The sequence below is a fragment of the Thermodesulfovibrionales bacterium genome (assembly GCA_026417875.1).
Classification (GTDB): Bacteria; Nitrospirota; Thermodesulfovibrionia; order Thermodesulfovibrionales; family CALJEL01; genus CALJEL01.
Genome location: JAOACK010000050.1, coordinates 1 through 14,859 on the forward strand (window position 1 = coordinate 1; position 14,859 = coordinate 14,859).

General features: G+C 39.5%; 20 protein-coding genes. 3 read left to right on the plus strand and 17 right to left on the minus strand.

What is annotated here, in order from left to right:
• Positions 1-48 precede the first annotated feature (48 nt).
• From N2257_08520 to rsmG, 8 genes are all read right to left on the minus strand, one after another.
• Positions 49-273: a hypothetical protein gene (locus N2257_08520; protein ID MCX7794425.1), complete on the minus strand. Its 225-nt coding sequence runs from the start codon at positions 271-273 to the stop codon at positions 49-51.
• 314 nt (positions 274-587) lie between these two features.
• On the minus strand, positions 588-905 hold the full coding sequence (locus tag N2257_08525; protein MCX7794426.1) for a divalent-cation tolerance protein CutA: 318 nt from the start codon (positions 903-905) through the stop codon (positions 588-590).
• Between the two features lie 105 nt (positions 906-1,010).
• The gene (locus N2257_08530; GenBank protein MCX7794427.1) at positions 1,011-1,334 is read right to left on the minus strand and encodes a DUF86 domain-containing protein; all 324 of its coding nucleotides are present in this window, start codon (positions 1,332-1,334) and stop codon (positions 1,011-1,013) included.
• Positions 1,331-1,774, minus strand: a complete 444-nt coding sequence (locus tag N2257_08535) for a nucleotidyltransferase domain-containing protein (GenBank protein MCX7794428.1) — start codon at positions 1,772-1,774, stop codon at positions 1,331-1,333. Before N2257_08535 ends, N2257_08530 begins: the two co-directional genes overlap by 4 nt.
• A 37-nt stretch (positions 1,775-1,811) precedes the next feature.
• Positions 1,812-3,596 carry an aspartate--tRNA ligase gene (gene aspS, locus N2257_08540; GenBank protein MCX7794429.1) on the minus strand — a complete coding sequence of 595 codons (1,785 nt, stop codon included), beginning with the start codon at positions 3,594-3,596 and terminating at the stop codon, positions 1,812-1,814.
• Positions 3,583-4,101, minus strand: a complete 519-nt coding sequence (locus N2257_08545; protein ID MCX7794430.1) for a phosphate-starvation-inducible PsiE family protein — start codon at positions 4,099-4,101, stop codon at positions 3,583-3,585. Before N2257_08545 ends, aspS begins: the two co-directional genes overlap by 14 nt.
• Position 4,102: 1 nt before the next feature.
• Entirely contained in the window at positions 4,103-4,840 is a 738-nt protein-coding gene (locus tag N2257_08550) for an rRNA pseudouridine synthase (protein ID MCX7794431.1), read from the minus strand.
• A 4-nt stretch (positions 4,841-4,844) separates the two neighbouring features.
• Positions 4,845-5,498, minus strand: a complete 654-nt coding sequence (gene rsmG / locus N2257_08555; protein ID MCX7794432.1) for a 16S rRNA (guanine(527)-N(7))-methyltransferase RsmG — start codon at positions 5,496-5,498, stop codon at positions 4,845-4,847.
• 52 nt (positions 5,499-5,550) lie between these two features.
• Between rsmG and N2257_08560 the strand changes: the two genes are divergently transcribed.
• From N2257_08560 to N2257_08570, 3 genes are read left to right on the plus strand one after another with little or no spacing between them, the layout of a single operon-like run.
• Positions 5,551-5,988: a hypothetical protein gene (locus N2257_08560; GenBank protein MCX7794433.1), complete on the plus strand. Its 438-nt coding sequence runs from the start codon at positions 5,551-5,553 to the stop codon at positions 5,986-5,988.
• Complete coding sequence (locus tag N2257_08565) at positions 5,972-6,205, plus strand: hypothetical protein (GenBank protein MCX7794434.1); 234 nt, start codon at positions 5,972-5,974, stop codon at positions 6,203-6,205. Before N2257_08560 ends, N2257_08565 begins: the two co-directional genes overlap by 17 nt.
• A 9-nt stretch (positions 6,206-6,214) precedes the next feature.
• Positions 6,215-6,418, plus strand: a complete 204-nt coding sequence (locus N2257_08570; protein ID MCX7794435.1) for a zinc ribbon domain-containing protein — start codon at positions 6,215-6,217, stop codon at positions 6,416-6,418.
• 99 nt (positions 6,419-6,517) lie between these two features.
• On the opposite strand, the gene N2257_08575 is transcribed toward N2257_08570, so the two are convergent.
• From N2257_08575 to N2257_08615, 9 genes are all read right to left on the minus strand, one after another.
• A complete protein-coding gene (locus N2257_08575) occupies positions 6,518-6,946 on the minus strand; it encodes a hypothetical protein (protein MCX7794436.1) in 429 nt (142 codons plus the stop codon).
• Positions 6,947-7,048: 102 nt separating this feature from the next.
• Complete coding sequence (gene rodA / locus N2257_08580; protein ID MCX7794437.1) at positions 7,049-8,188, minus strand: rod shape-determining protein RodA; 1,140 nt, start codon at positions 8,186-8,188, stop codon at positions 7,049-7,051.
• Positions 8,188-10,056, minus strand: a complete 1,869-nt coding sequence (gene mrdA / locus N2257_08585) for a penicillin-binding protein 2 (GenBank protein ID MCX7794438.1) — start codon at positions 10,054-10,056, stop codon at positions 8,188-8,190. Before mrdA ends, rodA begins: the two co-directional genes overlap by 1 nt.
• A gap of 1 nt (position 10,057) precedes the next feature.
• Positions 10,058-10,603 (minus strand): hypothetical protein, encoded by a 546-nt coding sequence (locus N2257_08590; protein ID MCX7794439.1) that lies wholly within the window; start codon positions 10,601-10,603, stop codon positions 10,058-10,060.
• Positions 10,604-10,612: 9 nt separating this feature from the next.
• Positions 10,613-11,371 carry a rod shape-determining protein MreC gene (mreC, locus tag N2257_08595; GenBank protein ID MCX7794440.1) on the minus strand — a complete coding sequence of 253 codons (759 nt, stop codon included), beginning with the start codon at positions 11,369-11,371 and terminating at the stop codon, positions 10,613-10,615.
• Positions 11,368-12,396, minus strand: a complete 1,029-nt coding sequence (locus N2257_08600; GenBank protein MCX7794441.1) for a rod shape-determining protein — start codon at positions 12,394-12,396, stop codon at positions 11,368-11,370. The genes mreC and N2257_08600 overlap by 4 nt, the downstream gene beginning before the upstream one ends.
• A 10-nt stretch (positions 12,397-12,406) precedes the next feature.
• Complete coding sequence (locus N2257_08605; protein ID MCX7794442.1) at positions 12,407-12,871, minus strand: hypothetical protein; 465 nt, start codon at positions 12,869-12,871, stop codon at positions 12,407-12,409.
• 47 nt (positions 12,872-12,918) lie between these two features.
• Complete coding sequence (locus N2257_08610; protein ID MCX7794443.1) at positions 12,919-14,610, minus strand: Na+:solute symporter; 1,692 nt, start codon at positions 14,608-14,610, stop codon at positions 12,919-12,921.
• Positions 14,611-14,623: 13 nt separating this feature from the next.
• The coding region (locus tag N2257_08615) for a hypothetical protein (GenBank protein MCX7794444.1) at positions 14,624-14,859 on the minus strand (236 nt) is incomplete at its 5' end.

Here is a 14,859-nt window from a genome sequence, read left to right on the forward strand (position 1 = left end):
TCATATCAGTGCCCGAAATTAAAAAAGATTTGCTTGTTTCGACTACACTTATTGCTTATATTCATTTAAAAAAATTGAAAATTTATCTCTTTTACGAATAGCGTCAAAATCCCTATCATTTTGAATTTTTTCTAACCATAATCTTTTATCCTGCATTAAAGGATACCTTAGCCATTTAATGGCTTCATCCTCATTTCCTAATATGGCATTTAATGCTGCAATATTATATGATGCTGCTTCTTTAATCTTAGTATTCTCGAAATCATTTTTCAACCATTTTATATACTCGCTTAAAAAATCAAGCGCCTTAAAATATTGTTTGTCGTAATAATAGCATTATGAAAAGTCTCCACCTCGTAGGTGTAAAAAAATATTATTTTTTTAATTCTTCATTGTTCATAATTGCAAGAGGTTGCAGCCTGTCAGTTCGGGATTAAGAAAGACTCTTTATCACGCTATGGCAACATCAAGTAACTCCGAAGCAGCCTATCTCCAGCCGACTAAGTGAAGAGGTCAGGACATTTTAAGAAAAAAAGACTTTTGTACGGTCGAACAGACATTCTCAGAACTCACTAAAAATCTGAGTCTCACCCTGTCACATCCTCAAGCCATTTAAGATAATCCTCTGAGCCCTCAACTATCGGCATTGCTATTATTTCTGGAACTGTATATGGATGGATTGACTTTACCTTATCCTTAAGTTTATTGAAGAGTTTCTTCTTTGTCTTTACCACCATGAGAACCTCTGGCTCATCCTCTATCTTGCCCTGCCAGAAGTAGATAGATCTTATATCTTTTACAATGTTTATACATCCTGCAAGCCTTTCCTCTACAAGTGCCCTTGCAATCCTGGCAGAAATATCTTCATCAGGTGCAGTGATAAAGATTACAATGTACTCTGACATAAAAACCTCCTATTATAGAATCCCTTATTTATAACCTCTTCAAGCTCTTCTATAAATCTCTCAAAGCAATCTATCTCTTTGAGTTTATCATAAACCCGATTGTCATCAACCTTTTATATAATGATGAACAAGTAGATTTCTTAATTTTGCCATAGAATTTAGTGTCTCTTTCTTAAATCTACCTGTTTCAGCAAGAATTTCAAAACAATTGGCATAGTCCGAGGGAATTTTCTTTAGAAGTTTAGCAGTCAGGTGATAGCAGAGATCGATGGCTGCCTGTCCTGCTATGATAAAGCAATATTTTGTATCCCTTATAACAACAGGTGATGACAAAAAATCTGTCCTATCAAGTTTTGCATAATTTTTTAGATTCTCAAGAGATACCTTTATCTCTGATATATAGGATGTTATACGCTCTCTGTCTATCATGACTTTATTATATCCTCAAGGATATACCTGCTAGTTATAGCATGGTCATGGTACATTGACCACGTCTTTGTAACAAAGTCGGTCCATAGCCCTTCATCCCTTATAAAAAGAAGCTCTCCCTGAGTAATCCTGAAAGCAAGACTTAACGGAGCAATATTTAAAAGAACTACATCAACTGGATATTTCTTAATTGCTGATTCAATTTTTAGTGAAAGGGCTATAGAATAATCAATAAACTGCTCAGATAGTATCTTTGTTTCATCCACATAGATTCCGATATCTATATCTCTGAAGAAAGATGCTACAGGATCAATAAAGGAGCCATAAATATAGGCAAAAATTATCTCTTCATGCCCTGAAAGTATCGACTTAATATTAAATAGTAATTTATTCCTCTCATCAGCATTAACAGTGTATGTCTTAAAATTCTCATTGTTCATATTTAACTGTTCAACTGTAAAAATCTTATCTTATGGCTTAAACCTCTGTCTTTATATGAAGTTCCTTCAGCTGCTTTGGTTCAACAGGTGAGGGAGCTCCACTCATGAGACATACTCCCTTCTGGGTCTTTGGAAAGGCTATAACATCCCTTATGGAATTTGCACCAGCCATAATCATTAAAAGCCTGTCAAGTCCGAGGGCAATTCCTCCATGTGGAGGCGCTCCGTATTTCAATGCCTCAATCAAAAATCCAAACTTAAGTCTTGCCTCCTCTTCTTCTATGCCAAGTATCCTGAATACCTGAGCCTGAACCTCTGGCTTATGAATCCTGATGCTTCCTCCTCCAAGTTCATATCCATTGAGAACTATGTCATAGGCCTTTGCCTTTATCATGCTTAGTACGGAATCAGGTCTTTTCATATCTTCTTCTTTGATGGAGAAGAGTTTATCTATATCCGCATCGACCGGTGATGTAAAAGGGTGGTGCATCGCCTGAAATCTCTTTTCATCAGGATTCCACTCAAGTAAAGGGAAGTCAACAATCCACGTAAAATAAAATCCTTCTTTTATTAGATTAAGCCTCCTGCCGAGCTCAAGCCTCAATCTGCCAAGGGCATTGTGCACTATCTCTTGTCTGTCAGCTACAAAGAGCATCATGTCTCCTTCTTCTGCACCAAGTCTATCGGCCATCTGCCTCATAATACCCTCAGGAAAGAATTTTGTTATGGGTGAATCAAAACCATTCTTTATCTTGATCCAGGCAAGTCCTTTTGCACCAAAGGATCTTGTCTCCTCTGTCAAAAGATCTATCTCCTTTCTTGAAAGTCCTGCCATTCCCTTTCCTCTTATTGCCTTAACCCTTCCTCCACTGTTTAGGGCATCAAGAAATACCTTGAACTCTCCGGCCTTAGCAAGGTCTCCTACATCCACTAACTCAAGACCAAAACGGGTATCTGGCTTGTCACTTCCATATCTTTCCATTGCTTCATTAAAAGTCATTCTTGGAAAGGGTATCTGGATATCTATGCCAAGAACCTTTTTAAATACATCTTTAAGAAGTCTTTCTATAAGAGAAAGAATATCCTCTGTCTCCGCAAAGGAAAGCTCCATATCAACCTGTGTGAATTCTGGCTGCCTGTCTGCCCTTAGGTCCTCGTCCCTGAAACACCTTGCAATCTGAAAATATTTTTCAAATCCTGATATCATGAGTATCTGCTTGAATAACTGTGGAGACTGGGGAAGTGCATAGAATGTGCCTGGATTAAGTCTGCTTGGAACAAGAAAATCTCTGGCTCCCTCTGGTGTGGATTTTGTAAGCATGGGTGTTTCTATCTCGAGAAATCCCTCGCTGTCAAGAAAATCCCTTATGGCCTTTGTTACTCTGTGGCGGAGTATTATGTTTTTCTGAATTTCAGGTCTTCTGAGGTCCAGATATCTATATTTTAGCCGCAGGGACTCTCCTGCCTCTTGTGCCTCGTCAATCTGGAAAGGAAGTGCCTGAGATTCGCTAAGTATCTTTAATTCATCTGCATAGAGCTCAATGCTGCCTGTAGGAATTTCAGGATTCTCTGTGCCTGGAGGTCTATTTCTTATCTCTCCCTTTACTTTAATGACGAATTCAGACCTTAGCTCATGAGCAAGCTCATGGGCTTCTCTAGAGACCTGGGGACTGAATACTACCTGAATAATACCACTCCTGTCCCTCAGGTCAACAAATATAAGACCTCCATGATCCCTTCTTCTGAAGACCCAACCTGAAAGGGTAAGTCTTCTTCCGATATCCGATTCTTTTATATCAGCACATTCTTTATCTTTGTACATTTTTGTCTTCTTCCTTTTTGAAAGCGCTTTCTTTGGGTTTTTTCTTAAAGAATGATTCCTTTATACTTACGAGCTCAGGACCTTCATATCTTATCTTACCCCATCTTAGCAGCATGCCAAGAACAATTATTATAAAACCAACACCGGCAAGCAATAAAGGCTCAATATGAAGAATACCTTTTAGAATAATCTCCCTCAGGATGGAGACTATTGTAATCTCGACCATGGTATCTATGGCAACCCTGTGGAATTCAAGGTAAATAATAAGAAGTCTTATGGTTTCGACTAAGATAAATATAAACATTAGCTCTGAAATGATAAAGGTTATGTTTGTTTCTTCTAAAAGAGACTGTGCTATTAAAAATATGGTCTTTGAGATCAGGACAAAGATAACTACCATAAGACTTACTATAATAATGTCCATTATTAGCTCAACATATCGCCTTACAAGCTCATGTATCCAGAAATAGAAGGGTACTATCTTTTTATCCTGTTGCTCCTTCATCTCAGGCAGTTTCCTTAAGGATTCCTATCTCTTTCTTAAGGGTCAATAATTCTTCTTTTGTTAGCTGTCTTATCTCACCCGGCTTGAGCGAGCCAAGCCTTAATCCATTTATTGCTATTCTTTTTAATTTAAGTACAGGATGTCCAATTCTTTCAAACATCCTCCTCACCTGTCTCTTTCTGCCTTCGTGGATGGTTATCTCAACCCATGAATTTGCCTCTGAGTATTTTATTAATCTTACCTTTGCAGGTGCTGTCATGCCATCTTCAAGCCTTATACCCTGTCTGAGTTTCTGAAGTTCCTTTTCTTCTACATGGCCTTTTACTTTTACCATATAGGTCTTTGGAATTTCTCTGGATGGATGGAGAATTGCATGGGCAAGCTCTCCATCATTGGTAAGAAGTAAAAGTCCTTCTGAATGGTAATCCAGTCTTCCCACAGGGTATATCCTGTAGGGAATTCTTTTTATAAAATCCTTCACAGTGTGTCTTCCCTGAGGGTCATACAGCGTAGTTACAACCTGTGGAGGTTTGTTCATAACATAATATACCTTTGGCTCTGGTCTCAAAAGGAGCTTGCCATCAACCTTTATATGGTCCAGAAGGGGATCTGCCTTCATGCCCAGTTCTGCAACCCTTCCATTAACAGTAACCCGACCCTCAAGAATCAGCTCTTCTGCCTTTCTTCTTGAGGCTATCCCCATCTCCGCAAGTATCTTCTGTAGTCTTACCGCTGCCATAGAATTATAATTTTACCACAACAAGGTATCTTTTTATTTCCGTAGTTGGTAGAATCTTCTCAAAAACCTGTATTGATAAGGTGGGAAATTGCTTGAGCCCTTTTAGGTTCTCTAATTCTTTCTGAACCTCAGGCCCCTTATTGAGGATAATTATCCCTCCCTGATATAGAATATGAGATGCCCTTTTTAAGAAGTCTTTGATTTTAAAAAGTGCTCTTGAGACAGCTGCTTCAACCTTGATAGAGAGAGCTTCGACTCTTTGCTGATGAACCTGAATATCATCAAGCTTCAATCTGAATATCATGTGTTTTAAAAAAGCAGCCTTTTTCCTTGAAGGTTCAATAAGATGCATTGATAGTTCAGGCCTGGCTATCTTTAATACAAGCCCGGGGAAGCCTCCTCCGCTTCCAACATCAGCAACTGAGTGGATATCCTTTAAAAATGAAAGATATAATAATGAATCTAAAAAATGTTTCTGGACGATTTCTTTTTCCTTTTTTAAGGCAGTAATATTATAAACCCTGTTCCATTTCATGAGTTCTTGAAGATAAATTGTAAATTTTGAGATTAATTCATGATCTGGCTCAATGCCTGATTCCCTTAATCCCCTGATTAATATTTCGGCAGTCTGAGTATCCAGATTTTGAGCTTCTTTCATATGTTATAATAACATGATAAGAACTGATTAGCTCAGGAGGTATGCTCTATTTATGAAATTCTTTATCGATACAGCAAATCTCGAAGAGATCAAAAAGGCTCATGAACTCGGAGTTATTGATGGAGTTACAACAAATCCTTCTCTCCTTGCAAAGGAAAAGAGAGAACCTATAGGACTTTTAAGGGAGATCTGCAGTATCGTGAATGGACCAGTAAGTGCTGAGGCAGTGAGTTCAGGAGCAGAGGATATTATAAGAGAGGCAAGGGAGCTCTCAAAGATTGCACCCAATATTGTTGTTAAGATTCCCATGACAGAGGCTGGTCTTAAGGCAGTAAAACAGCTCAGTTCTGAAGGAATAAAGACAAATGTGACTCTAATCTTTTCACCCTCTCAGGCCCTTCTTGCAGCCAAGGCAGGTGCCACATACGTGAGCCCCTTTGTTGGCAGGCTCGATGATATAAGTCATACAGGGCATGGACCTTGTGGCTGATATAATGGCTATATACGAAAATTATCTTTTTGAGACAGAGGTGATAGTGGCTAGCATAAGAAATCCTCTTCATGTTGTTGAGGCGGCAAAGATAGGTGCTCATATTGCAACGATTCCCTATAGCGTGATTGCACAGTTACTTAAACATCCTCTGACAGATATAGGCATTGAAAGATTCATGAAGGACTGGGAATCACTTAAATCAACAACAAAATAGGAGGCTAAAATGCCAATCTTTGAATATAAATGCAATGTCTGCAGTGAAGAGTTTGAAAAACTTGTGCTCAGAAAAGAGGAAGAGATTACCTGTCCGAAGTGCGGTAAGAAAGATATTAAAAAGAAATTCTCTGTATTTGGCATGAGCGGGGTGGAAAATCGTGGCTCTGGCTGCTCCAGCTGTTCAAGCTCATCCTGCAGTAGCTGCCATTGAAGAATATTTAATTTCTAACTGCTGAAATTGAAGTGAAGTAGTCTTAAAAATACTACTTTATTTTTCACACAGTTGCACTATCGTACTGAAGTAGTTCGATTAAGGAATTTTTCCAGCAGGTAAAAAGGGATTTTCTCTCAATATCTTTGAGAGTTTGAAAGGTCTTCCTTGAAGAACAAAAAGACATAAACCTCTTGCCTCTTCCTCAACTCCTTCTTTTTTCCAATAACCCCTCCAGGCAACATATATCTCGGCTTTTTTCTCTTCCTCCTTTATTTCAATCCAGCGAAAGGTGAATTCCAGTTTTGAGGGTCTATCTATCATGGAAAATTTTTTTATCAGCTCATTATAAAGTAGCATCTCTTTTAGTCTTTCTTCGTCACCATCCATATAGGCCTTTTTAAGGCCATTTACAAAATCCATTGCTTCTTTAGCAATAATAGCTTCTTCAGAAGGTCTTTTTACCTCTGCCTTTGAACAGGAAAAAATGACAAGAAAAAAACATATAAGTGGTATAAATCTTTTCATTTTTATCTATATAATCCTTTTTGTCTCACTGTCTCATCAACGGTCTTTAATACTTTTCAGGACAAAGGGTATATTATAATATCACAAATAAATTTTTAAAATTTAATAAAATATCTCAAATCTCCTCATTCTTATATTTACAAGGATCCCTGCCATAATAAAATTCGTCACTAAGGCACTACCACCATAGCTCATGAAAGGAAGGGGAATTCCTACTACAGGAGTGAGGCCCAGTGCCATGCCTATGTTTATGAAAACATAAAGACCCATAAGCACAGATATACCTGTAGCAAGGTATCTACCAAAATTATCCCTTGCTCTTTTGGCTGTATCAAAGCCTCTAAATATATAAAGAATATAAAGACTTAGCACAATTACTGCACCTATAAAACCCCACTCTTCTGCAAAAGCAGCAAAGATAAAATCTGTATGCCTCTCGGGAAGAAATCTCAGAGGTCCCTGAGTTCCCTTAAGATAGCCCTTACCAAATAAACCTCCAGAACCAATGGCAATTTTTGATTGCTTTATATGGTATCCAATCCCTGCGGGATCTACTTCCTCACTGAGAAAGGCCTGTATCCTGTTTCTTTGATAATCCTTAAGATTCTCCCAGAATACTGGCCAGAGAAAGGGCAATGAAATCAGCCCTATAATCATTGCAAGTTTTAAAAACCTTGATTCAGCTCCATAAATAAGTATTATGCAGAGAAAGGCTATAAATATAATAGCTGCTGAACCAAGATCGGGTTGTTTAAAGATAAGTAAAACAGGCAGTAGAACAAATAGGAAAAATATCTTAAAAATAACTCTTGCAGTCAGCCTTGTTTTTATATCATGAAGATAAGAAGAAAGAGCTATAAGAAAACTTACCTTGAACAGATCAGTCGGCTGGAAGGAGAAAAAACCTAGATTTATCCATCTACTTGCTCCCATAGTCTTTTTACCAGCAACAAGCGCAAGGATTAGCAGGAAGATACTTATCCCGTATAATAGATAGGCAGTTCTTTTAAACCACTGGTAATCAATAAAAAGCACACCGAAAAAAAAGGTAATGCCAGCAAAAAGCCAGATGATCTGACGCTGGAAAAAATCTGCTCTAAAACCTTCAGATATAAGAACACCGTCGTAATCCGGCATCCTTGTGGCACTGTAAATTGTTAAGATCCCGAGAAGGGAGAGCGAAACAGCTATCCCGAAGATCAGCCAGTCAAAATGATCAAGTCTATCAACAAGTCTTGACATCAATCACCTGCGTACTCATGAGGTATAATTTCAGGACCTGAGACCTGGTGCTTTAAAAATTTCTCAATACCTACCCTTGCAATAGGTGCAGCAGCTGCACCACCATGACCTCCATGCTCAACAAAGACCGCTATTGCTATCTCCGGTTTTTCCACAGGCGCGAAGCCAATAAACCAGGCGTGGTCACGAAATTTTTCAGGAAGCTTATGAACATCTACAGCCTTTGAGATTACCTGAGCAGTTNCAGTCTTTCCACCTACAAGTATATCCTTAACTCTTGCAGCACCTCCAGTGCCACCCTGGTCATTTACAACTCCCCTTAATGCATCCCTGATGAATTCAAGAGTTTTTTGTGAAATCCCGAGTTCTGATTCCACAGTAGACTCAGAATTAAAAGTTTCATCTTGTTCAGAATTGCTTATTCTCCTCTGCTCTATGGTGGCAATATTATCTATCTTTAGAAGACTCAGTTTTTTCAAATATTCTCCCTTTGCAATTGAACCCATCATCCTTGCAAGCTGCACCGGCGTAACAGATACATAGCCCTGTCCAATTGACACAGAAAGGGTCTCTCCAGGATACCAGGGCTGACCCATTGCCCTGAGTTTCCATTCAGAGGACGGGACTATTCCCTTTTTTTCTGTCACCAGTCCCACTTCTGTAAGCTCTCCGAGACCGAGTCTTTTTGCATACTCTGCAATTCTGTCTACTCCAATTCTTTTACCAACCTCATAAAAATATACATCACAGGACTCAACTATTGCCCGTTTTAAGTCCACTGTGCCATGGCCTTCTTTTTTCCAGCACCTGAAAAGCCTGTTACCAAAGGGCAATGCTCCTGAACAGTGAAAGGTTGTCGAGGGCTTAATAATACCCTCTTCAAGTGCAGCTATTGCAGTAATAATTTTATAGACTGAACCAGGTGGATATTGAGACTGGAATGCCCTGTTAAGTAGTGGATAACCCTGATCAACTGAAAGTTTCTTCCAGTAATCAGGGTCTGCACCTCTTGCAAATTTATTTGGGTTAAAGGAAGGAAGGCTTCCAAGCGCCAGGACCTCTCCTGTATCAGGCTTTAATGCAACAAAGGCACCCCGCCTTGTGCCATAGGCCTCTTCCATTGCCTTCTGAACTTCTATATCTATGCTAAGAAAGACATCCCTGCCACGTTCAGGTGGAATCTCTCCGAGTACCCTTATTTCGTGACCAAGGGCATCAACTTCTATAATCTTTTTTCCGTACTTTCCCCTTAAAATCTCATCATAGAGTTTCTCAATCCCCCACTGTCCTACAAAGGCATCAGGTGGAATTTCCTTTGTTTTCATCTTCCGCCATTGCTCCTCTGTTACCTTACCGAGGTAACCAAGCAGGTGGGCACCTGTTGAGTCATAAAGATATTTTCTTATAGTTGTTGTAATAATGAAAAGTTCGGGAAAGTCAGAATGGCGTGCTTCAATTCTTGCAACCTCCTCAAAGGTCAAACCCTCTTTTGCAATAACAGGCTCTATCTGAGATTTTCTATTTTTGACTTTATCAAGCAACTCCTTTTCTTCAATTCCAAGAAACCCAGCTATCGCAGATATCCTTTCTGGAGGGAATTCTTCTCCTGATAATGCTGCAACAAAATAGGGAACATTTTTTACAAGCGGTAATCCATTCCTGTCATAAATAATTCCCCTCTCGGGCTCTATATAAAGGATTCGCTGTCTGTTATTTTCAGCAAGATTTTTATACGTCTTTCCCTCAATTATCATAAGCTGAAGGAGTCTGATAAACATGATAAAGGAAAGGACAGAAATAACTATCAAGGCCAGTCTCAGCCTTTTTTGAAAAGCCTCAATACTTACCTTCTCTCCTAGGGAATTCATTTCAGGCAGTTCTCTGAATCCTGATTTCTGACTTATGGGTTCTGTATTCTGATCCTCCTCCGAAATATCCAAGAGGTGCATTAAGTGATGACTGGACAAAGAGTGTCCACAAAACCCATCCAGAAACAGGCACAGGGTTATCCTTTAGTGCCATCACAAGAAGCACTATGAGACCATCTATTATGGTCATAAAAAAGACCCCTATTATGCCAAGCACAGGACTCCATACAAAAAACCCTCCGATTATATTTGCCGAGAGATATCCAGTAAGAGACTTTGAGACCATGTTCGGACCCCAGAAACCAGAAAGGACATCTTCAATAAGTCCACCAAGTCCGCCAAAAGCTGCTGCTTTGAATTCATCTTTAGTCCTCATGCCGAACAAAAAAACAAGCGCAGTAACAAGTTCTGGTCTGGTACCGAATAGTGAAAACTTTGATTGTATAAAAATTGCGAAAAAAAGCAAAAAAATCCACACATACCAGTGAAAGGAACCCCTTTCATCTTTTATAACTCCACCGAGATATTTTATCTTTGTCTCAACCATCCTGTTTTATCATCTGGAAATAACTGCCACAAATTCAAGACCTCTCAGATCCTGTGAAGTCTTTAAAGAGACTTCTTTAAAAAACTCCCTGTCCCTGATATCTGCAACATAACCAACCAGAATGCCTTCAGGAAACAGGCCATCGAGACCAGAGGTTATCACCCAGTCACCCTTAATAATCTCTGCATCTTTTGGCACATATTTAACTATCACACCCTGTCCTGTTCCTGTAGCAATACCCTCTGTACGACTTCCAAGAAACCTGACAGCAACACGGAAATTAACATCATCAAGAAGCAGTACCTCTGAAAAATCCCTGTTTGCTACCAGAATCTTACCTGTGAGGCCTTTTGGAGTTATCACAGCCATATCCTTTTTAAGTCCATCAGCCTCACCCTTGTCAATAACCACTGCACTGGTCCATCTGGCTATGCCTCTCCTTATAACCCTTGCAAAAGCAATTATTTTTTTTTCAGAGTCTTTCAACCCGAGAAGTTCTTTGAGAATGATATTTTCCCTTTTTATATTCTCATATTCAGCAAGTCTCTCTGTTAAGAGTGCGACATCCTGTTCAATCTCTCTGAGCCTTTTCTTTTTCAGGGTAAATGCTCTCCATTCTGACGAGACGGTATCAGTTATCTCTGAGGTCAAAAGGCTAAGAAAATCATAGGGGTAGGAAAGAAATTTAAGCGGGCCAAAGACTTTTGAGGTGGTGAAAGAGATGACAATAATCAGAATGATCAATAAAAATACAGGCTTAAACTTCATCTCGCCAGGGCGACCATCTTCAGGAGTTCCAGATCATCAAGCATCTTTCCCGCTCCCCTGACAACTGCTGTAAGAGGATCATCAGCTACAATAACAGGGACTCCTGTTTCTTCAGCAAGCAATCTGTCGAGTCCTCTTAACAGGGCTCCGCCTCCAGCAAGTACAACCCCCCTGTCCACTATATCTGCAGCAAGCTCAGGCGGGGTGTTTTCAAGTGTGGTCTTTACTGTATCAAGAATAATGCTTACAGGTTCCTTAAGGGCCTCTCTNATCTCATCCTCTGTTATTATTACAGATCTGGGAACAGCCGATATTAGATCTCTTCCTTTAATTTCCATTGTTCTGTTTTCCGAATCAACCTTGTATGCAGAGCCTATCTCTATCTTTATCTGCTCAGCTGTCCTTTCCCCAACAAGAATGTTATATTTTCTTTTTAAATAGGCGATTATTGCCTCATCCATCTTATCTCCAGCCACCCTCACTGCCTTACTGTAAACTATTCCACCGAGGGATATAACAGCAACATCAGTCGTGCCACCACCTATATCAACAATTATATTTCCTGATGGTTCATGGACTGGTAGACCTACACCAACAGCTGCTGCCATTGGCTCCTCTATAAGGTAAACCTCTCTTGCACCTGATGCCTGTGCTGCATCCTTTACCGCCCTCTGTTCAACCTGTGTTATGCCGGAAGGCACACCTATTATTATTCTTGGTGCCACAAAGGTCTTCCTGTCATGAACCTTTTTTATAAAATATTTAAGCATCTCTCCAGTGGCATCAAAATCTGCGATAACGCCATCCTTTACAGGTCTTATTGCAACAACATTCTGAGGAGTCTTCCCGAGCATCCTTTTAGCCTCTGCACCAACAGCTATTATCTTTCTGTCATCCCTTCTGTAGACAACAACAGAAGGCTCATTACAGACAATGCCCTTACCCCTGATATAAACGAGGGTATTCGCAGTACCCAGGTCAATAGCAAGATCCTTTGAAAACCATCCAAGGAATTGACTGAACACTTTTTCCTCCTTACTGTATTTCTATTACTACTGTACCTGCAAGTTCATCTCCGAGTCTTCTTGAGGAAGGGCTTCCCACAATCATTATCAGCTCAAAAAACAAAATACCTGCTCCAAGGAGCCATCCCAAAAAAGGTATTTTACTAATAAGTATCGCAAAAAACAAGGGGCTGTTTCTTATTACCGATTCCCTTGTTCCTGCGTAATTAACGGAGTCGGGCACAGGATTTTCGGTTGCTGGCCCCTCTTCTCCTTTTTCAGCTCTGCCACCAGTTTTTGACTCTATTTTTACAACCCTTAAATTTGTAAGTAGCTTTCCCACACTTCTTCCTTGGAATAATCCATCGGATATTAATATGTAAAGAAGTCCTGCAAAAAAACCAGGCGTTCTGAATACCTCTATTAAAATAAACACTACAATTAAATCTATGGACTTTGCAAGGAGTCTTACGATCAAAGAAGGCCTTCCTTTCATTTCCTTTCATTATACCATTCTAAGGCTGTAAGAGCAATCATACTCCTTCAATCTATGCTGCCTTTAATTAAAGAATAAAGGAATACTCCTGATATTAAAGAAAGCAGGAGATAAAGAAATCCTGAAATATAATCACCGAGAATAATCTTTCCAGGTCCCAGTGTAAGCCCTATTATAAAAAATGAACCAGCAAGCCATTTTATTACATCAGAATAAAAGGGTGCTGGCTTTTCTGATTGAAACCTGCTCCACCCTTTCCCGGGCGGTCTAACAAGCTCGTAAAATCTCCTTAAAACCTCCTCACTTACAGGCTCTGTAAAGAAGGTAACTATTGTCCAGACAAATGTAGAGAATGTCACAATAAATAAAAGTTTAAAAAAATAATTAATTCCGTTTAGCTCTGGTAAAAGATAAATAATTACTGTGCTTACTGTAGAGGCTATCATAGCAGAGATCTCGCTCCAGGCATTAATCCTCCACCAGAACCACCTTAGTATATATACAAGACCTGTACCTGAACCGAAGGCAATAAGAAATTTAAAGACTTCAACTATGGACTCAAGTTTATAGGTGATAATAGCTGTTATTATAGAAAGCAAGATCATTGAGCTCCTTGCAATAATTAAATAGTGGCTATCCCGTGCATAGGGCTTTATAAAAGGTTTATAAAAATCATTAACGAAATATGCTGACGAAAGATTGAGATAGGTGCTCAGGGTCGACATAAAGGCCGCAAAAAAACCTGCTACCATAAGCCCCCTTAATCCCTCAGGCATAAGGTCTACCACCAGCCTGGGATAGGCACTTTCATGATCTGTAAGGACAGGATAAAGAATTAGAGAAGCAAGGGCAGTGAGTATCCATGGCCATGTTCTGAGACCGTAGTGAAGGAGATTAAAAAATAAAGTTGCCTTTATCCCCTCTTTTTCATTTTTACAGGAAATTATCCTCTGAACTATAACACCTCCACCATCAGAGGAGTATCTTGACCACCATGCAATACCTGTATAACCCAAAAAGGCAAGAAAGGCTGTACCTAAAAGCTCTCCAGAAGGGCTACTAACTGGAGGAAAAAACCTGAGCAGTTCTGGATCGACTCCAGATCTAATGCCTTCTATACCTCCTGCTGCCTTTAAGGAAAGCATGCATAGAATTAATGCGCTTACCATTGCTATGAAAAATTGAAAAAAGTCAGTTGCAAGCACACCCCAGTAACCAGAGGCCATACAGTAAATCAGTGTTATAAAACTTGATATTACAACCGCCACCCATTTATCCCATCCAAGAAGAACATCCAGTATCTTAGCCATTGCAAGTATCACCTGTGCCTTGATTATCGTATGAATAATCACAGAAAAATATAGAGCCTTAAAACCTCTCAAAATCCTTGCTGGTTTTCCTGAATATCTGAGACTTATGAGCTCTACATCTGTAAAAACCCCGAGCCTTTTCCAATAAGGAGCAAAGACAAAAACTGCCATCATCCCGGAAAATATAAAGCACCACCACTGCCAGTTTTCATAAATACCCTGTGCCCTTACAAGACCTGTTACATAAAGAGGGGTATCAGAACTGAATGTGGTTGCCACCATGGAAATGCCAGCAAGCCACCAGGGTACCCTTTTCCCTGAGAGGAAGAACTCTCCGAGATTTCTTGATGCCTTTTTTGTAAAATAAAGTCCTATTAGGAGTGAAAGAAAAAAATAGAGGGCTATAATGAACCAGTCAATAGAAGTCATCTTATAAAGGTATCTATTCCTCTGACTCTTCCCTCTCTGCGATCAGACCAATACTTACTATCCTGTCACCCTCTTCAAGATCCATTAATTTTACACCCTGTGTACTTCTGCCCTGCAGGGGAATATTCTTTGCTTTTGTCCTTATGAGTTTGCCAGTATTTGTTATTACCATTATCTCATCCTGCTCCTTAACCTGAAGAAGACCAACTGCATTGCCACCTTTAGGTGTTATTTTAATTGATATAACTC